Source organism: Aureimonas altamirensis (assembly GCF_023702225.1).
Lineage (GTDB): Bacteria > Pseudomonadota > Alphaproteobacteria > Rhizobiales > Rhizobiaceae > Aureimonas > Aureimonas altamirensis_B.
The window spans coordinates 71,612-88,637 of record NZ_JAMQCO010000012.1 but is presented as its reverse complement, the minus strand read 5'-3'; the positions used below and the strand labels follow the sequence as shown (position 1 = coordinate 88,637).

Genomic DNA, 17,026 nt, shown 5'->3' with positions numbered 1-17,026 from the left:
CTTACAGCGCGTTGGCGTCAGTCTCGCCCGTGCGGATCCGCAGGGCGCTGTCGATGCCATAGACAAAAATCTTCCCGTCACCGATCTGGCCGGTCTTGGCCGATGCCGCGATGGCATCGACGGCCGATGCCACCGCGTCGGACGGCAGGACCACCTCGATCTTCAGTTTCGGCAGGAAGCTCACGGCATATTCGTTGCCGCGATAGATTTCGGTATGGCCTTTCTGCCGGCCATAGCCCTTCACCTCGGTGACGGTGAGCCCTTCGATGCCGAGGGCGATGAGCGACTCCCGCACCTCGTCGAGCTTGAATGGTTTGATGATCGCCACGACGATCTTCATCTGTCTTGACCTTGAGCGGGGAAACGCGGCTCCCCGAAACGCCGACGCCGCTGCAGCGGACCTTTGGGTTCGTTTCGTGGGTAGGCCGCGCCGTCGAACGGCACGGCCTACCCGGTTTCAGGGTCGGATCGCTGGCGCGCTCCGACGGCTCCGGCCGCGCGTCAGACGCGCGCGGCCGAGAATTCCGGATAGGCCTCCACGCCGACTTCGGCGCGATCCAGGCCAAGGGCTTCTTCCTCTTCGCTGGGGCGCACGCCGATGGTGGCCTTGATGGCGAACCAGACGATGGCGGAGGCGACGGCGGCGAAGATGCCGACGGCCAGGATGCCGATGATCTGCGCCGAGAAGCTCGTGTCCGGATTGGTGAAGGGAACGGCGAGCGTGCCCCAGATACCGGCCACGAGATGCACCGGGACGGCGCCGACGACGTCGTCGATCTTCAGCTTGTCGAGCAGCGGAACGGTGACGACCACCAGCGCCGCGCCGATGCCGCCGATCACGGCCGCCGACAGGAAGGTCGGGGTCAGCGGCTCGGCCGTGATGGCCACCAGCCCGCCAAGAGCGCCGTTGAGCGCCATGGTGACGTCGACCTTCTTGTAGACGAGCTGCATGATGACCATCGACACGATCACGCCGGCCGCGGCCGCCGTATTGGTGTTGACGACCACGCGGCCAACGGAGGCGGCATCCTCGAGCGTGCCCAGCGCGAGCTGCGACGCACCGTTGAAGCCGAACCAGCCGAACCACAGGATGAAGGCGCCCAGCGTCGCCAGCGGGATCGACGATCCCGGCATCGCCACGACGCGGCCGTCGGCGCCGTAACGCCCCTTGCGCGCGCCGATGATGAGGGCGCCGGTCAATGCGGCCCAGCCGCCCACCGAGTGGACGAGGGTCGAGCCCGCGAAGTCCGAGAAGCCGATTTCCGACAGCCAGCCGCCGCCCCACTGCCACGCGCCCGTCACCGGGTAGATCGCGCCGCACAGGATGACGACGAACAGAAGGAAGGGCCAAAGGCGGATGCGCTCCGCTACCGTGCCCGAGACGATCGAGGCGGCGGTGGCGCAGAACATCGACTGGTAGAAGAAGTCCGTGGCCAGCGAATAGTCGCCCGTATCGGCGGACGGCGCGGGGAAGGTCATCGGTGAGATCTGGCCGAACCAGCCGCCATCGACCCCCGAATACATGAGGTTGTAACCGACCAGCCAGTAGACGAGCACCCCGGTGGAGTAGAGCGAGATGTTCTTCAGGCACTGCATCGACACGTTCTTCGACCGGACGAGACCGGCCTCGAGCATGCAGAAGCCGGCCGCCATCCACATGACGAGGATGCCGCCAAGGAAGAACAGAAGCGTGTTGAAGACGTAGAAATAGGGGTCCGCCGCCGCGACCGCGGCGTCGGGGACGGCGTCCTGCGCATGGGCGGCGCCGGAGGACAGGGCGCCGAGAATGGCGGCGGACAGTACTATCCTTGGTATCTGCATCGTTTGGACGTTCCTTGAAGCGTTCCGAAGATCAGGCGCCGTCGGCGCCCGGCGGGCTCTAGAGGGCGTTGGCATCCGTCTCGCCCGTGCGGATGCGCACGGCCTGCTCGATGCCGAAGACGAAGATTTTCCCGTCGCCGATCTGGCCGGTCTTGGCGGCGGCGGCGATGGCGTCGACCGCTGCGGGCACCATGTCGGTTGCCACCGCGATCTCGACCTTCAGTTTCGGCAGGAAGCTCACGGCATACTCGGTGCCGCGATAGATTTCCGTGTGGCCCTTCTGGCGCCCGTAGCCCTTGACCTCGGTAACGGTCAGGCCCTGGATGCCCACCGCGGTCAAAGCCTCCCGGACTTCGTCCAGCTTGAATGGCTTGATGATCGCCATCACGATTTTCATGTTCACCTCGACGTATCTGGCGAAAGCCCCGCAACAAGGCGACGCCCGCGCTTGCGTTCAGTCCCCCGACACTCGCCGGTTCATGACGCAGAAGGTGAAACAAGACTCGTGCCAACTGCCTCAGCCTTGTGCGAAACGGCGATTTTACCGCGATTTCGCCATATTCAGGCCACTGGTCGCCTGATTTGGCGGCAATCCGGTCAACCGCGCCTGCCGCCATGCTGGACAGTCTGTGCATCTATTGTGCAGGTTGCTGCTTTCTTGGCCGGATGAGGCCTTCCTGGGCTACCGACGCCACCAGCACGCCGTCCGGCGTGAACAGCGAGCCGCGCGTCAGGCCGCGACCACCGGAGGATGATGGGGAATCCTGCGTATAGAGCATCCATTCCGACACGCGGACAGGCCGGTGGAACCACATCGCGTGATCGAGGCTGGCAGCCTGTATGCGCCGGTCGAAGACGGACAGCCCGTGGGCGAACAGCGAGGTGTCGAGAAGCGTCATGTCCGACAGGTAGGCGAGGACGGCCGCGTTGAGGGCCGGGTCGTCGCCGATCTCGTCCACCAGCCGCACCCAGATGTTCTGATGCGGCGGGAGCTTGTTTTCGGTCAGATAGTGGTCGAGCGAGACGGGCCGGAATTCCACCGGGCGCGGACGCTGCCAGTAACGCTTTACCGATTCGGGCGCATCGGAAAGGATGAGCCGGTTCAACTCCCGGTAAGGAACGTCTTCCGGCCCCGGCACGGTCGGCATCGATACCTGGTGCGACAGCCCCTCCTCTTCCCGCTGAAAGGACGCGGAAAGGGTAAAGATCGCTTCGCCATGCTGGACGGCGGTCACCACGCGGGTCGAGAAGGAGCCGCCATCGCGCAGGCGCGACACCTCGTAGATGATCGGGCGCTTCGGATCGCCGGGGCGGATGAAGTATCCGTGCAGCGAGTGGACCGGACGCCCGGCATCGACGCTGCGCTGCGCCGCCACCAGCGCCTGCGCCACGACCTGCCCGCCGAATACCCTCTGCCAACCGATGTCGGGACTGCGGCCCCTGAACAGATTTTCCTCGAGCGGCTCGAGGTCGAGCGTCGAAAGCAGGGTCGCAACCGAATCGTGCATCATTCCATCCCGTACCGCGATGCTCTACATGGACTGTCCGGAAGGTAAGGTGAATCGCCCATGCAGGATACGCAAGCTTTCGACATCGTCGTCGCCGGCGGCAATTATGTCGGCCTGACGACAGCGCTCGCCATCCGCACTTATGCGCCGGGCCTGTCCATCCTTCTCGTCGATGCCGCACCGGAGGCCGCCGGACTGGGCAACGGGCGCGCCTCGGCCGTGGCGGCCGCCGCCTCCCGCATGCTCGATCGTCTCGGTGTCTGGCAGGAGATGGCGCCGCAGGCCCAGCCGATCAACGACATGATCGTCACCGATTCCCGTCTGTCCGACCCGGTGAGACCGGTGTTCCTGACATTCGACGGCGCCATCGGCGATGGCGAGCCCTTTGCCCATATGGTGCCCAATCCCGCCATGACGGGGCCGCTGCGCGCCAGGGCGGCGGCGCTGGGCGTGGACCTTCGCTACGGCGTCGGCGTTACCGGCATGGTCGAGGCCGGAGGCGTGCGCCAGGTCGAGCTGTCGGACGGTTCGCTCGTCACGGCAAGGCTCGTCATCGCCGCCGACGGCGTCAATTCGCGCTTGCGCGGCATGGCCGGCATCCGCACGGTATTCCACGATTATCGCCAATCCGGCATCGTGGCGACCATCCGGCACGAGAGGCCCCACAACGGACGCGCGGAAGAACACTTTCTGCCGTCCGGGCCATTTGCCATCCTGCCTCTGCCGGACAACCGGTCGTCCCTGGTCTGGACCGAGCCCACCCGCGAGGCGGAGCGCCTTCTTGCCGCCAACCCGCTCGTCTTCGAAGCGGAGCTGGAGCGCCGCTTCGGCCTGAAGCTGGGCGCCCTCACCGTCGAGGGCAAGCCCCGGGCCTTTCCGCTGGGGCTGCGCCTTGCCCGCGACTACGTCAGGCCGCGATTCGCCCTGGTCGGCGACTCGGCCCATGGCTTGCATCCCATCGCCGGACAGGGCCTCAATTACGGCTACAAGGATGCCGCAGCGCTTGCGGAGACGGTGGTGGACGCCTCGCGCCTCGGCCTCGACATCGGCAGTATCGACGTGCTCGAGCGCTATCAGGTCTGGCGGCGCTTCGACACGCTGCGGATGGGCGTCACTACAGATATCCTCAACCGCCTGTTCTCGAACGACAGTGCGCTGCTGCGCCCGATCCGCGACTTCGGGCTATCGCTGGTCGACCGGGCCCCCGCCCTGAAACGCTACTTCATCGCGCAGGCGGCCGGCATCGGCGAGCCGGGAAGCCCCAGGCTGTTGCGCGGCGAGGCGCTCTGACTGGTCCAACCCGAACCAGATTGCGGCGCAGCGCCGATCGGCGACAAATTCATTCTCCACGGCGGCGGTGATTGGAACACCCATCGGCGAAGCCATGCACCGCATGGCTTAATTAGAACGGAACCAGAAGACGAGGTTCCGCACGATGGCCGACAAGAAGACAGACGGAAAGTTCAACGGCGTGAAGCTGCCGGTCGTCCTGTCTGCCAACGACCTGCTCGACGGCGAAGTCGTCTTCCTGACCGATACGGGATGGACCTTCGATCCGGCAAAGGCGCTGGTGGCCGACGACGCGGACGCCGCCGAGTCCCTGCTGCGACGGGGAGCCGAGGCGGCCAGGGCCAATCTGGTTGTCGATCCCTATCTCGTGGCCGTCGAGCGTGACGCGGACGGGTTTCCGGCCGCCAGCCATTTCCGCGAGGCGATCCGTCAGAAGGGACCGTCCATCCATCCCGAAATCGGCAAGCAGGCCGAGTTTCCTTCAGCGCAGCAGAGGTAGGGCCCATGTACCGCTACGACGAATTCGACGCCGAGTTTGTACGCCAGCGCGTCGCGGAGTTTTCCGAGCAGGTCGGCCGCCGCCTGGACGGGTCGCTGACGGAAGACGAGTTCAAGCCGCTGCGCCTGAAGAACGGACTTTATCTGCAGTTGCATGCCTACATGCTTCGCGTCGCGGTGCCCTACGGCACGCTCAACGGCGCACAGTTGCGGCAGCTTGCCCTCATCGCCGAGCGGTTCGACAAGGGCTATGCGCATTTCACCACGCGGCAGAACCTGCAGTTCAACTGGCCCAAGCTGAAGGATGTGCCCGAAATCCTCGGCCTGCTGGCGGATGTGGAAATGCACTGCATCCAGACCAGCGGCAACTGCATCCGCAACGTCACCTCCGACCAGTTCGCCGGCGTCGCCGCCGACGAGGTCGAGGATCCTCGCGTCACGGCCGAGCTCATCCGCCAGTGGTCGAGCCTGCACCCGGAATTTTCCTGGCTGCCGCGCAAGTTCAAGGTGGCCGTCACCGGGGCGGAGCATGACCGCGCCGCCATCAAGGTGCACGATCTCGGCATCCGCATCCTGCGCCATCCGCAAAGCGGCGAGACGGGCTACGAGATCGTCGTGGGCGGCGGGCTCGGCCGTACGCCGATGATCGGCAAGGTGATCCGCGAATTCCTGCCCAGGGACGAATTGCTCGCCTATCTGGAAGCGGTCATGCGCGTCTACAACGCGGAGGGCCGGCGCGACAACAAGTACAAGGCGCGGGTGAAGATCCTGGTGCACGAGATCGGCACGGACGAGTTCCGCGCCCGCGTCGAGGCCGAGTACGCCGAGCTCGACGGACCGACCGTCAACGCCCCGCGCGAGGAGCTGGAGCGGATCGGCGCCTATTTCGCCCCCCCCGCCTACGAGGCCCTGCCCGAACGCTCCGAGCGGCTTGAGGCGGCGCGCCGCGCAGACGCGGGGCTGGACCTGTTCGTCCGGCAGAACGGCTTTCCCCATCGCCAGCCAGGCTACATTGTGCTGACCGTATCGCTGAAGCCGATCGCCGGCGTGCCGGGCGACATGAGCGATGCGCAGATGCGTGCCTTCGCCGACATCGCCGAGCGCTATTCCTTCGACGAACTGCGCGTCAGCCACGCGCAGAACCTCGTGCTGCCGCATGTGCGGCAGGACGAGGTGCCCGAAGTGTACGCCGCGCTGAAAAAGGCGGGCCTCGCCACGGCCAACGCCGGGCTGGTCACCGACATCATCGCCTGCCCCGGCCTCGATTATTGCGCCCTTGCGACGGCGCGCTCCATTCCCATCGCCCAGGAAATCTCGAAAAGCTTCGCCGCACCCGAGCGCCAGCAGGCCATCGGCCCGCTGCAGATCAAGATTTCCGGCTGCATCAACGCCTGCGGCCACCACCATGTCGGGCATATCGGCATTCTCGGACTGGAGAAGTCGGGCAAGGAAAACTACCAGATCACCCTGGGCGGGGACGCCACCGAGAACGCCGCGCTCGGCGAGCGGCTGGGCCCCGGCATCGACGCGGACCAGGTGCCCGGCGCCATCGAGGCCATCGTGGATGCCTATTTTGACGAGCGTCGCGAGGGCGAGGAGTTCATCGCCACCGTGAAGCGCACGGGGCTGGACCCGTTCAAGCGTCGTTTCCAGGCCTATGTCGCCGGCGGCGCCGGCGTCGGAGAGGCGGCATGAGCGTGCTGATCGATACGAATGGCCGGCGCGACGACCGTTTCACCTCCGTCGACACGGTGGAGGGGCTTTCGCTGGCGGACGGACCGGTGCTCGTGCCCCTGACGGTGATCGATGCAGCGCTGGCCGATGGCCGCAACGCCGACATCGGCCTCCTGGTGGAAAATCACATCGGCATCCAGGCGATCCGGCCCTATCTGGATCGGGTCGCGTTGGTCGCCATCGCCTTTCCGAGCTTTTCGGACGGGCGCGGCCTGTCCATCGCCATGCGCCTGCGCCGGGCCGGCTTCACCGGTACGTTGCGGGCCCGCGGGCCGGTGATCGCCGACCAGTTCCGGGACGTTCTGGCTTGCGGCTTCGACGAGGTGGAACTGCCGGACGAGTTGGCCGCACGCCAGCCGCTGGACCAGTGGCAGGAGGCGCGCGAAGTCGTGACGCTGCATTACCAGCAGAGCTATGGCCACGATACCAGCATCCTGCAAAAGCGGCTTGCCGCAAGGACGCGAGGTTGAGCGATGACCATGACGGCCAACCAGCTCGCGGCGGATCTCGATGCCGGCTTTGCCGGAAAGACGCCGCTTGAGCGCCTTGCGCTTCTGGCCGGGTCGGTCGACGGTCGACGCGTCTTCACCACCAGCCTCGGCATCGAAGACCAGATGCTGACGCATCTGATCTTCGAGAACGCCCTTCCCTTCGAGGTGGTGACGCTGGATACGGGGCGCCTGTTTCCGGAAACCTACGCACTCTGGCAGAAGACCGAAGAGCGTTACGGCCGCCGCATCAAGGCAAAGTATCCGCAGGCCGACGCACTGGAGGCCCTGGTGGACGACCAGGGGATCGACGGGTTCTATTTCGGTACCGACATGCGCAAGGCCTGCTGCGGCGTGCGCAAGGTGGAGCCGCTGGGCCGCGCCCTGAACGGCGCGAATGCCTGGGTCACCGGCCTGAGGCGGGACCAGTCCCCCAATCGGGAGCGGCTGGACTTCGTATCCTTCGACGCAGCGCGCGGCCTCGTGAAGGCAAACCCGCTGTTCGACTGGACGCGCGAGGATATCCGTCTCTTTACCGAACGGCACGATGTTCCCGTCAACGCGCTGCATGCGCAGGGCTTCCTGTCCATCGGCTGCGCGCCCTGCACCCGGGCCTTGCGGCCCGGCGAGCCGGAACGCGCCGGCCGCTGGTGGTGGGAAGACGAGACCCGCAAGGAATGCGGCCTGCATGTCGACGATGCAGGCACCCCGCAGCGGCGGCCGGGCGCCGTCGGCGACGCGGCCTTCGAACGCGCCTGAAAAGGCAAGAGAGACAGATGACGGCACCCCTGACCCATTTGCAGAAGCTGGAAGCGGAATCGATCTTCATCATCCGCGAGACGGTCGCCACGACCGAGAATCCGGTGATGCTGTATTCCATCGGCAAGGATTCGGCGGTGATGCTGCATCTGGCCCTGAAAGCCTTCGCGCCCGGCAAGCTGCCCTTCCCGCTGCTGCATGTCGACACGACCTGGAAGTTCCGGGAGATGATCGAGTTTCGCGACCGGCGTGCGGCGGAACTGGGCGTCGACCTGATCGTGCACATCAACCAGGATGGCGTCGCGGCCGGCGTCAATCCGTTCGACAGCGGCTCGCGCGTGCATACGGACGTGATGAAGACGGAGGGGCTCAAGCAGGCCCTTGCGAAATACCGGTTCGACGCGGCCTTCGGCGGCGCGCGCCGCGACGAGGAAAAGAGCCGCGCCAAGGAGCGCGTCTTCTCGCTCCGGTCGGCCGAGCACCGCTGGGACGCCAAGAACCAGCGCCCGGAGCCCTGGCGGCTCTACAACACGCGCAAGCGGCAGGGCGAGAGCTTCCGCGTCTTCCCCTTGTCCAACTGGACCGAAAGCGACGTGTGGGACTACATCGCGCTCGAGAACATTCCCGTGGTGCCGCTGTACTTCGCGGCGAAGCGGCCCATCGTACGGCGCGACGGGGCGCTCATCATGCGCGACGACGACCGCATGGCGCTGCAGCCCGGCGAAACCGTCGAGGAGCTCTCCGTCCGCTTCCGCACGCTCGGCTGCTACCCGCTGACCGGGGCGGTGGAGTCGGAAGCCGGCTCGCTTGACGCCATCATCGCCGAAATGCGCGGATCCCGCGCATCGGAGCGGCAGGGCCGCATCATCGACCGCGACGGCGGAGCCTCGATGGAGGAAAAGAAACAGGAAGGTTATTTTTGATGAGTGCCGTGCGTAGCCTTCCCGTGGCCGAAGTCGATTTCGAAGAATCCCCGTCTGCCCCGGCGCCCGCGGTCGCGCCGGCCGCCTCGCTGCTGCGGTTCATCACCTGCGGGTCGGTGGACGACGGCAAGTCGACGCTGATCGGCCGCCTGCTCTACGATACCAATTCGGTCTTCGACGACCAGCTTGAGGCGCTGGAGCGCGATTCGCGCAAATTCGGCACGACCGGCGAGACGCTGGACTTCGCCCTTCTGGTGGACGGCCTCACCGCCGAGCGCGAGCAGGGCATCACCATCGACGTGGCCTACCGCTACTTCTCCACGGCCCGGCGCGCCTTCATCATCGCCGATACGCCGGGTCATGAGCAGTACACACGCAACATGGCGACGGGCGCCAGCCAGGCGGACCTCGCAATCATCCTGGTGGATGCGCGCAAGGGGATATTGCCTCAGACGCGCCGGCATTCCTTCATCACCTCGATGGTCGGCATCCGCTCCGTCATCGTTGCCGTCAACAAGATGGATCTGGTCGATTTCGACGAGGCGACCTTCCGCAGGATCGAGGCCGACTATCGCGCCCTGCTGCCGGCCTTCGACTTCGTCGATATCAGCTTCATCCCGCTGTCGGCGAAAAACGGCGACAACCTCATCGCACCATCGGCCAACACACCCTGGTACAAGGGGCCAACCCTTCTCGAACGGCTGGAAACGGTCGAGGCCGAGCGGCTGGCGGAAGGCGAGGCATTTCGCCTGCCGGTGCAATACGTCAATCGCCCCAACCTGGACTTCCGTGGCTTCTGTGGCCAGGTCACGAGCGGCGGCGTGCGGCCCGGCGAGCGTCTCGTGGCCCTGCCCAGCGGCCGCGAGGCGACGGTGGATACCGTCTACGGCGCAAACGGACCGATCGAGCATGCATCCGCCGGCGAGGCCGTGACGCTGACCCTGGATCGCGAGATCGACATATCGCGCGGCGACGTCCTGGTGCGCCCGGGCGATACGATCGCCGCCCGCAATGCGTTCTCGGCGCAGATCCTGTCCTTGACCGACCGGCCCCTGGTGGGCGGCACCCGGCTGGTGGCGCGGCTGGGTACCGCTCAGTCGCCGGCGGCGATCCGCCGCCTGGAAGCGGCGGTCGATATCCATACCTTCCAGGCGCGGCCGGCAAATGCCCTGTCGATGAACGAGATCGGAAAGGTCGTCATCGGGCTCGACAAGGCGCTGGTGGCGACGTTGTACAGCGAAAGCCGCGATCTCGGCTCTTTCATCCTGATCGACCCTTTGACCAACGAGACGGTGGCGCTCGGCATCGTCACCGCCCTGCCGGACGAGCACGCCCCAGCGCCTGCGCCGCAGGCGGCACCGACGAGCTGGTGGAGCGACAGGGTCACGATCTACCGCGCGGTCGCGGCGGCGCTGATCGGCATTCTGGCGCTCGTGCTCGGCCTGCCGCTCTGGGCGGCGATCATCCTCGGTGCGGTCGACTTCGCCATCCGGCCGCTGCTGCGCCAGCTCATGGCGCCGGAAGGCCCGCTGGAGAAGCCGGTGGACCCGTCCGATGTCGGCGATGGCGCTGGAATCTAAGCGATTCCGGCTCAGCGACCTTTCAGCGATCGAGGATACGAGCCTCCGACGGCAGCATGATGGGGATGCCGTCGCGGATGGGATAGGCCAGCCCGGCCTTGCGCGAAACGAGCTCGTTGCGCTCGCCGTCATATGTCAGCTGGCCCTTCGTCAGTGGACAGACGAGAAGCTCCAGAAGCTTGGGATCGGGGCGCATCGACGCCTCGTCGTTCATTGGAGGATGCCTCCGCCATCTTCCCCGCCGCCACGCGCCAGCGCGATTTCGGTGATGGCGATCAGCGTCTCCGCGCGTGTGCGAAGATCGGGCGCTTCCAGAAGAGCCTGCTTCTCGGCCGCCCCGTAGGGCGACATCATGGACAGGGCGTTGACGAGGGTTTCGTTGGATGCCCGGGTGACGCTTTCCCAATCCGCCTCGAGCTGGTTGGCTTCCAGATAATCGCGGAACGATTTCAACAGGCCGTCACGGTTGACCTCGTCGGCCCCCGCACTGAGGTCGAGATCGGCGACGAAAATGGAAACATCGCAGATGCGATACGGCTTGGTCGTCCGCTTCTCGTGCACGATACGGAAACGGCAGATCCCCTGGAGGGTGATGAGATAGCGCCCGTCGCCCGTCTCCGTAAGGGAGGTGAGACGGCCGAGGCATCCGATGGCCGACAGTTCCGAATCGCCGCTGGAACTGCGGCTGCCGTCAAGCCGGGGCTGGATCATGCCGATCACGCGGTCCGTGGCCATCACATCGTCGATCATGGCCAGGTAACGCGGCTCGAAGATGTTCAGCGGCATCTGACCGCCGGGAAGCAGCAGGGCGCCCTCCAGCGGAAACACGGGAACCGTCTCCGGCACCATGTCGCCATTCGTGTAGTTCACGTTACCTGCCTGTCCCAAGCCCTTGCCTTTCGCTTTCCCTGCAGTGAGGCCGCCGGAGCACGGATATGGCGCGGGCGGCCCGCTGCTCAAGAGAACAGGAGCGACGACAGGCGACGGCGCGCATCGCGCGTCGCCGGATCCTTGCCGCCCCATACGTCGAAGAATTCGAGCAGCTTGCGGCGCGCGCCATCGTCGTCGAAGGTGCGGTCGCGCTTGATGATGTCCAGCAGCAGCGACGCCGCCGTCTGGCGGTCGCCTTTGGCATTGGCGATCAGCGCCAGGTCGAAGCGCGCCTGGTGATCGTCGGGATCGGCGTCCAGCCGCGCCTGCAGCGCCGCCGCATCGCCGAGTTCGGCGATCTCGTCGGCCAGTTTCAGCCGCGTCCGCACCGTGGCGAAGGCCGGATCGTCCAGCGCCTCCGGGGGTAGCTGGTCGAGGATGGCGCGGGCGTGCTCGAAATCGTCGGCAGCCAGATAGCATTCGGCCAATCCGGCGGCGGCCTTCAGGTTGTCGGGGTCGTGCTGCAGTACCGCGCCGAACAGCTGGGCTGCGGCCGAAGCGTCGCCGGAGGCGAGAAGCTCGCCGGCCTTGGCGAGCGCATCGGCCACGGGATCCTGCGGCTCGCCGCCGAGCCTGTCGATGAAGGCCTTGATCTCGCCTTCCGGCAGAGCGCCCATGAAACCGTCGACGGGTTGCCCGTTGACGAAGGCGAAAACCGCCGGAATGGACTGGATGCCGAGCTGGCCGGCAATGGACGGATGCTCGTCGATATTCATCTTGACCAGCTTGACCCGGCCGCCGGCGGCGGTGACGGCACGCTCCAGAACCGGCGTCAGCTGCTTGCAGGGCCCGCACCAGGGGGCCCAGAAATCCACCAGGACGGGCTGGTTGCGCGATTCGCGCACGACGTCGGCGGCGAAGGACGCGGTGGTTGTATCCTTGATCAGGTCGCCGCCCGCGGCACCCGCCACGGAGCCGGCGGCCGGCTGTGCGGGCGTTGCCGCCGGCGACGTCGTCTGCGCGCCATAGCCGAAGGACGTCTCGTACGGATTGTTGCTCATGGGTTGGACCCTTCCTCGCTGTCGCCTGCATCGCCCGCGCTGAGATCCACGATCAGGGGATCATGTCCCGTCGCGGCAAAGAAGCGCATCAAATCGCCCCGGGAAATGCTGGTCGTTCCGGTATTCGTCAAGGGATGTGCGTTGATGATTTCATGATCCTGCAGGGCTGCGTCGACCACCAGCCGCACGTCGCCTTCGACGTCGTTCATGACGCCGAAGGCGGTGACGGCGCCGGGATAGACGCCCAGCAGCCGTTCCATCCGCTCCGCGTCGGCGAAGGACAGGCGGCCCTGCCCGCCGATTCGCTGATGCAGGCTCTTCAGCGCGACCTCGGTTTCCTGCAAAGCGACGACCAGGAAGATGCGTCCCTTCTTGTCTTTCAGGAAGAGGTTCTTGGTGTGCGCGCCGGGGATGGACCCGGTGACGCCGCTGCTGGCCTCGACGGTGAAGACCGCCGGATGCCAGGTCGTCCGCGTTTCGATGCCCAGCGAATCGAGGAAACGGAACAAGGGATCGGCGCGGTTCCGCTCGGCCGATTCGTCCGACGGATTCGAGGTTTGCGCGGCGTCCACCTGGGCTTCCTTTCGCGACACGGCCAATGGTCGCCATGACTTAGAACCTTTGCAGCCACTCCGAAAGGGCTGTGGCGGCCGGGGATGCCGAAAGCCTTCCAGCCTTTCGTGCTCCGCCTGTAATTTCCCTGTTGCAATCGCATGAAGCTTCGGCCATATAGCGCCCATCCGAGGCGCCGGCGGCGCCGCACGGAGGAGCGGGCGGGTGTAGCTCAGGGGTAGAGCACAACCTTGCCAAGGTTGGGGTCGAGGGTTCGAATCCCTTCGCCCGCTCCAGTTTCTACTTTTTATATTCCGAATAGACAGGTCATACGATCGTTACGTTCGAGGTCGTCGCAGACTGACGAGCGAGCCGGGCTCCGGTATCGATTCCCTCTTATTGAAATCTATGAGTTTCTTCTTTCGCTCAACATGAGCGAGACCTCGAGTGTGGAAGACCACTGGCAGTTTAGTCTGCATCCCCGGACACGCGGGGAACGTGGTCCCCATTGTAATATGGAATGGGTCGGCCCTGATCCGACCGGCTTCCGCTACGCCGCGCCTTATTCAAAGCTTCCCCGCCCTGCACGATGATTGTGACCAGTTGTGAGACCAGTGCATCCCCGCTCGTGCGGGGAACAGATTGGTTGTGCCGCACCATCCCTCGGTGCGCTCGGTTCATCCCCGCGTATGCGGGGAACAGTGGTTGATGGAGGCGGTCACCACTCGGTCCTCCGGTTCATCCCCGCGTATGCGGGGAACAGTCTTCCTGGAAGTCATTGATTTCAAAAAATATTTACTGCTCTAGCAGACCTACCGATTTTTCCCGGTTGTTCTGAAGTACCAAAATGAGGCAGAAATGTCCTGAACTTCCAGCGCGAAAGCCGGCTAATTTTCACGTCCCGATCGGCAATCGCCCGGGCGTTCGAGCCGGCTATCGCGTGTCGCGCCAGCCGCGCCCCAGCACGAAGCGCGCCATGACGGGCACCAGCACGAGCATCAGCAGGAAGCGGCCAAGCTGGTGCACCGCTACATAGGCGGGGTCCAGATCCATCATGAAGGCCAGCATCACCATGGCCTCGATGCCACCCGGTGCGAAGGCGATGATCGTCTGCCCGAGCGGAATGGACAGGAGCTTCGAGGCCAGCACCGCCGTTGCGCCGGCCACGGCCAGCGCCACGACGAACGCACCAAGCGACGCCTTGAGGTTGCGCGCAACCTCGCGCGGATGAATGCCCTGGAAACGCAGGGCGATGTAGGTGCCGAGGATGATGAAGCCGGCTTCCATCATCCAGCGTGGCGGACGTCCGTGCACGATATCCGCGCCGTGCAGCGCGGCACTAGCGAGAAAGGCCCCTACCAGTGCGCCGGCCGGCAATTTCAGCCGGACCCCGGCGAAGGCGCCGACCATGCCGGCCAGGAACATGAGCGACAGCTCGCCCATCGGCGGCTCTTGCACCTGCGGCACTGCCGGGTGGCCGTGCCCGACCAGCACGACGATGCTGGGCAGGATGGCGATCAGGAGAAAGACGCGCAGGCTCTGCGATTGGGCAACACGGGCGACATCCCCGCGCACGTCATGCATGATCGCGAGGACATAGGAGAGAGCGCCCGGTATGGCCGAGAAATACGCCGATTTCCGCTCCCACTTCATGGCATGGACGAGATAGGCGTAGACAGCCAGCGTCACGGCGACGGTGCCCAGCGCCATCAGAGCCAGGCTCAGAGGCCATGTATAGGCCTTGGACAGCGCATCGGGCGTCACGCCGGCTCCCATGGACACGCCGAGGAAGGTGAACAGCAAGGTAACGGCCGGCGTCGGAATGCGGGCGCCGAGGCCACCGAAAAGGACAACCAGCCCGGCACCCGCCATCGCTCCGGACAGGGAGGCCGCCGGAATGCCGGCCAGATGCGCGACGCCCGCCCCGGACACCGACGCCAAGGCGATCAGGATGGTTGCCTGCCAGCCCTCGCGTGGCATCGTCGCCTTTTCCGATAGGCTCTCCTTGATGGACAATCCTGTCTCGCTTCCGCTGTGCCGCCGCCGCAACCGGCGGGATTGTTGCCTGTGGAACAGGCTATATAACGGTTCCAGAACCACGGGACTTCTCGTCTGGAGAAGACCCCATCGCAAGGAAACAGGCCACGCATGAACCAGGGCTTCGATGCGGTGACGGCACGCCTGGTGCTTGCGCTGGCGCGCGATGGCTCCATCGGGCGCACGGCAGCGCGCGAGAACATCGCGCCCTCCGCCGTCAGCCGACGCATCTCGGAGCTGGAGGCGCGTCTGGGCATCGCCCTGTTCGACCGGCTGCCGCAAGGCATGGTGCCGACCGCAGCGGGCCGCATCTATGCCGCCGGCTGCCGCCGCATCATGCGTCGGATCCTGGATCTCGACGCCGAGATGCAGGCCATATCGCAGGGGCGCTCCGGCCTTTTGCGTATCGCCGCGACCACCTCGGCACTGTCGGGCCGGGCGCCCGAAGTGCTGGCGGAGTTTGCCCGGCTGCATCCGGACATCCGGCTGGAACTGGAAGAGATGCCGGCCGTCACCAACCTGGCCGCGCTGGAAGACGCCCGCGTCGATATCGCCATACTGCCCGACAACCACGACATGTCCGCTTTCGATACGGAGCCGTTCGACGACGACCGCGTCTATGTCATCGCGCCATCGGACCATGCCCTCGCTTCGAGCCTCAAAGCCAGCCGGCCGGTGGCCTTCTCCGACATGCCGCTGGAGGAGATGGTGGGCTTCCATGAAAACGGCGCCCTCGACAGGCTCCTGACGGAGGCCGCGCGCAAACTCGGACGACAGCTCGGTACGCGCATTCGCGCCGAAAGCTTTTCGGCGCTGGTACGGCTGGTCGAGGCGGGTTTCGGAATCGGTTTCGTACGGGCGACGGCCTTGCATCTCCTCGCCGGAACCGATGTCGCTTCCGCACCGCTGTCGGACGCATGGGCCGGGCGCTTCCAGCTTATCGCCTGCCGCCGCACCAGCCAGCCCAACCCGTCGGTCGAGGCATTCCGGGCACTGGCGCGCCATGGCGCACCGGTGCCCGCCAGGCCTTAGAATTCGGCCGTCATCGGGTCCGGCCCGATCCGCCCGCCGCTATCATCGAGGCTCGCGATAAGCGCCATGTCCGCTTCCGTCAGCTCGAAGGAGAAGAGATCGAAATTCTCCCGGATACGGCTTGCCGTCACGGATTTCGGTATGACGACGAAGCCGTTCTGGACATGCCAACGCAGGATCACCTGCGCCGGCGTTCGACCGAGGCGGCTGGCGATTTCCCCGATGGTCTCGTCGTCCAGCATGGCGCCACGTCCGAGCGGGCTCCAGCTTTCAGTCAGGACACCGCGCTCCGCGTCGGCCCTGGCCAGGGGCTTCTGCTGGAAGCGCGGATGGAGCTCGATCTGGTTCAGCACCGGCGCTATGCCGGTTTCGGCGATGATCCTGTCCAGATGCTCCGCCGTGAAGTTGGAGACACCGATGGACTTCACCCTGCCTTCCTCTCGCAGGCGGATCAGGGCGCGCCACGTATCGACATAGAGGTCGCGCTTCGGCGCCGGCCAATGGATGAGGTACAGGTCCACATACTCCAGCCCGAGGCGGGACAGGCTTTCCTCGGCCGCCTTCAACGTGGAGTCGAAACCCTGGGCGTCGTTCCAGACCTTGGTCGTGATGAAGATCTCGTCGCGGGCGATGCCGCTGTCGCGCACGCCATTGCCGACCCCGGCCTCGTTTCCATAGATCGCCGCGGTATCGACATGTCGGTAGCCGGCCTCGATGGCGGTGCGCACGGCCGTGGCCGCCGCGTCGTCCTCGGCCTTGAACACGCCGAGGCCGACCTGCGGAATGCGTCGGCCGTCATTGAGTTCGAGATAGGTCTGGGATGTCATGCGAAGTTCCGTTTCATGTCCCGGCCGGGCGGGATGCCCCGGCTCC

At 65.7% G+C, this 17,026-nt stretch carries 18 protein-coding genes and 1 tRNA gene; 9 read left to right on the top strand and 10 right to left on the bottom strand.

The genetic code is table 11. The features are described from left to right. Window position 1 precedes the first annotated feature (1 nt). The 4 genes from NDN16_RS18165 to tesB form a co-directional block, all read right to left on the bottom strand. Window positions 2-340, bottom strand: a complete 339-nt coding sequence (locus NDN16_RS18165; RefSeq protein ID WP_251114866.1) for a P-II family nitrogen regulator — start codon at window positions 338-340, stop codon at window positions 2-4. A gap of 161 nt (window positions 341-501) precedes the next feature. Beyond that, entirely contained in the window at window positions 502-1,821 is a 1,320-nt protein-coding gene (locus NDN16_RS18160) for an ammonium transporter (RefSeq protein WP_251114865.1), read from the bottom strand. Between the two features lie 58 nt (window positions 1,822-1,879). Further along, the gene (locus NDN16_RS18155; protein ID WP_039196009.1) at window positions 1,880-2,218 is read right to left on the bottom strand and encodes a P-II family nitrogen regulator; all 339 of its coding nucleotides are present in this window, start codon (window positions 2,216-2,218) and stop codon (window positions 1,880-1,882) included. 238 nt (window positions 2,219-2,456) lie between these two features. After that, window positions 2,457-3,329 (bottom strand): acyl-CoA thioesterase II, encoded by an 873-nt coding sequence (gene tesB / locus NDN16_RS18150; RefSeq protein WP_251114864.1) that lies wholly within the window; start codon window positions 3,327-3,329, stop codon window positions 2,457-2,459. A 60-nt stretch (window positions 3,330-3,389) separates the two neighbouring features. Here tesB and NDN16_RS18145 point away from each other — a divergent pair, with 60 nt between their 5' ends. The 7 genes from NDN16_RS18145 (at window position 3,390) to cysN (ending at window position 10,601) form a co-directional block, all read left to right on the top strand. Then, window positions 3,390-4,619 (top strand): ubiquinone biosynthesis hydroxylase, encoded by a 1,230-nt coding sequence (locus NDN16_RS18145; RefSeq protein ID WP_251114863.1) that lies wholly within the window; start codon window positions 3,390-3,392, stop codon window positions 4,617-4,619. A 145-nt stretch (window positions 4,620-4,764) separates the two neighbouring features. After that, window positions 4,765-5,118, top strand: coding sequence for a DUF2849 domain-containing protein (locus NDN16_RS18140; protein WP_251114862.1), 354 nt, complete (start codon window positions 4,765-4,767; stop codon window positions 5,116-5,118). Window positions 5,119-5,123: 5 nt separating this feature from the next. Then, on the top strand, window positions 5,124-6,812 hold the full coding sequence (locus NDN16_RS18135) for a nitrite/sulfite reductase (protein ID WP_251114861.1): 1,689 nt from the start codon (window positions 5,124-5,126) through the stop codon (window positions 6,810-6,812). Beyond that, the gene (locus tag NDN16_RS18130; protein WP_251114860.1) at window positions 6,809-7,321 is read left to right on the top strand and encodes a DUF934 domain-containing protein; all 513 of its coding nucleotides are present in this window, start codon (window positions 6,809-6,811) and stop codon (window positions 7,319-7,321) included. Before NDN16_RS18135 ends, NDN16_RS18130 begins: the two co-directional genes overlap by 4 nt. Before the next feature lie 3 nt (window positions 7,322-7,324). Continuing rightward, window positions 7,325-8,098 carry a phosphoadenylyl-sulfate reductase gene (locus NDN16_RS18125; RefSeq protein ID WP_435301125.1) on the top strand — a complete coding sequence of 258 codons (774 nt, stop codon included), beginning with the start codon at window positions 7,325-7,327 and terminating at the stop codon, window positions 8,096-8,098. 17 nt (window positions 8,099-8,115) lie between these two features. Beyond that, window positions 8,116-9,021 carry a sulfate adenylyltransferase subunit CysD gene (cysD, locus tag NDN16_RS18120; RefSeq protein ID WP_251114859.1) on the top strand — a complete coding sequence of 302 codons (906 nt, stop codon included), beginning with the start codon at window positions 8,116-8,118 and terminating at the stop codon, window positions 9,019-9,021. Next, window positions 9,021-10,601, top strand: a complete 1,581-nt coding sequence (cysN, locus tag NDN16_RS18115; protein ID WP_251114858.1) for a sulfate adenylyltransferase subunit CysN — start codon at window positions 9,021-9,023, stop codon at window positions 10,599-10,601. Before cysD ends, cysN begins: the two co-directional genes overlap by 1 nt. Before the next feature lie 22 nt (window positions 10,602-10,623). Here the strand turns inward: cysN and NDN16_RS18110 are convergent, their stop codons facing one another. The 4 genes from NDN16_RS18110 to NDN16_RS18095 form a co-directional block, all read right to left on the bottom strand. Further along, complete coding sequence (locus NDN16_RS18110; protein ID WP_251114857.1) at window positions 10,624-10,815, bottom strand: Trm112 family protein; 192 nt, start codon at window positions 10,813-10,815, stop codon at window positions 10,624-10,626. Continuing rightward, window positions 10,812-11,450, bottom strand: a complete 639-nt coding sequence (locus NDN16_RS18105) for an LON peptidase substrate-binding domain-containing protein (RefSeq protein WP_251114891.1) — start codon at window positions 11,448-11,450, stop codon at window positions 10,812-10,814. The genes NDN16_RS18110 and NDN16_RS18105 overlap by 4 nt, the downstream gene beginning before the upstream one ends. Window positions 11,451-11,557: 107 nt before the next feature. Further along, window positions 11,558-12,532, bottom strand: coding sequence for a thioredoxin (gene trxA / locus NDN16_RS18100; RefSeq protein ID WP_251114856.1), 975 nt, complete (start codon window positions 12,530-12,532; stop codon window positions 11,558-11,560). Continuing rightward, entirely contained in the window at window positions 12,529-13,104 is a 576-nt protein-coding gene (locus NDN16_RS18095) for a prolyl-tRNA synthetase associated domain-containing protein (protein WP_251114855.1), read from the bottom strand. Before NDN16_RS18095 ends, trxA begins: the two co-directional genes overlap by 4 nt. 201 nt (window positions 13,105-13,305) lie before the next feature. Between NDN16_RS18095 and NDN16_RS18090 the strand changes: the two genes are divergently transcribed. Next, window positions 13,306-13,380 (top strand) — tRNA-Gly (locus tag NDN16_RS18090). Window positions 13,381-14,017: 637 nt separating this feature from the next. On the opposite strand, the gene NDN16_RS18085 is transcribed toward NDN16_RS18090, so the two are convergent. Further along, window positions 14,018-15,064 carry an AbrB family transcriptional regulator gene (locus NDN16_RS18085; RefSeq protein WP_251114854.1) on the bottom strand — a complete coding sequence of 349 codons (1,047 nt, stop codon included), beginning with the start codon at window positions 15,062-15,064 and terminating at the stop codon, window positions 14,018-14,020. Window positions 15,065-15,232: 168 nt separating this feature from the next. On the opposite strand from NDN16_RS18085, the gene NDN16_RS18080 reads away from it, so the two are divergent. Then, window positions 15,233-16,153: a LysR family transcriptional regulator gene (locus NDN16_RS18080; protein ID WP_251114853.1), complete on the top strand. Its 921-nt coding sequence runs from the start codon at window positions 15,233-15,235 to the stop codon at window positions 16,151-16,153. Here NDN16_RS18080 and NDN16_RS18075 read toward each other — a convergent pair. After that, complete coding sequence (locus tag NDN16_RS18075) at window positions 16,150-16,980, bottom strand: aldo/keto reductase (protein ID WP_251114852.1); 831 nt, start codon at window positions 16,978-16,980, stop codon at window positions 16,150-16,152. The two genes, NDN16_RS18080 and NDN16_RS18075, sit on opposite strands and share 4 nt — an antisense overlap. Window positions 16,981-17,026 lie beyond the last annotated feature (46 nt).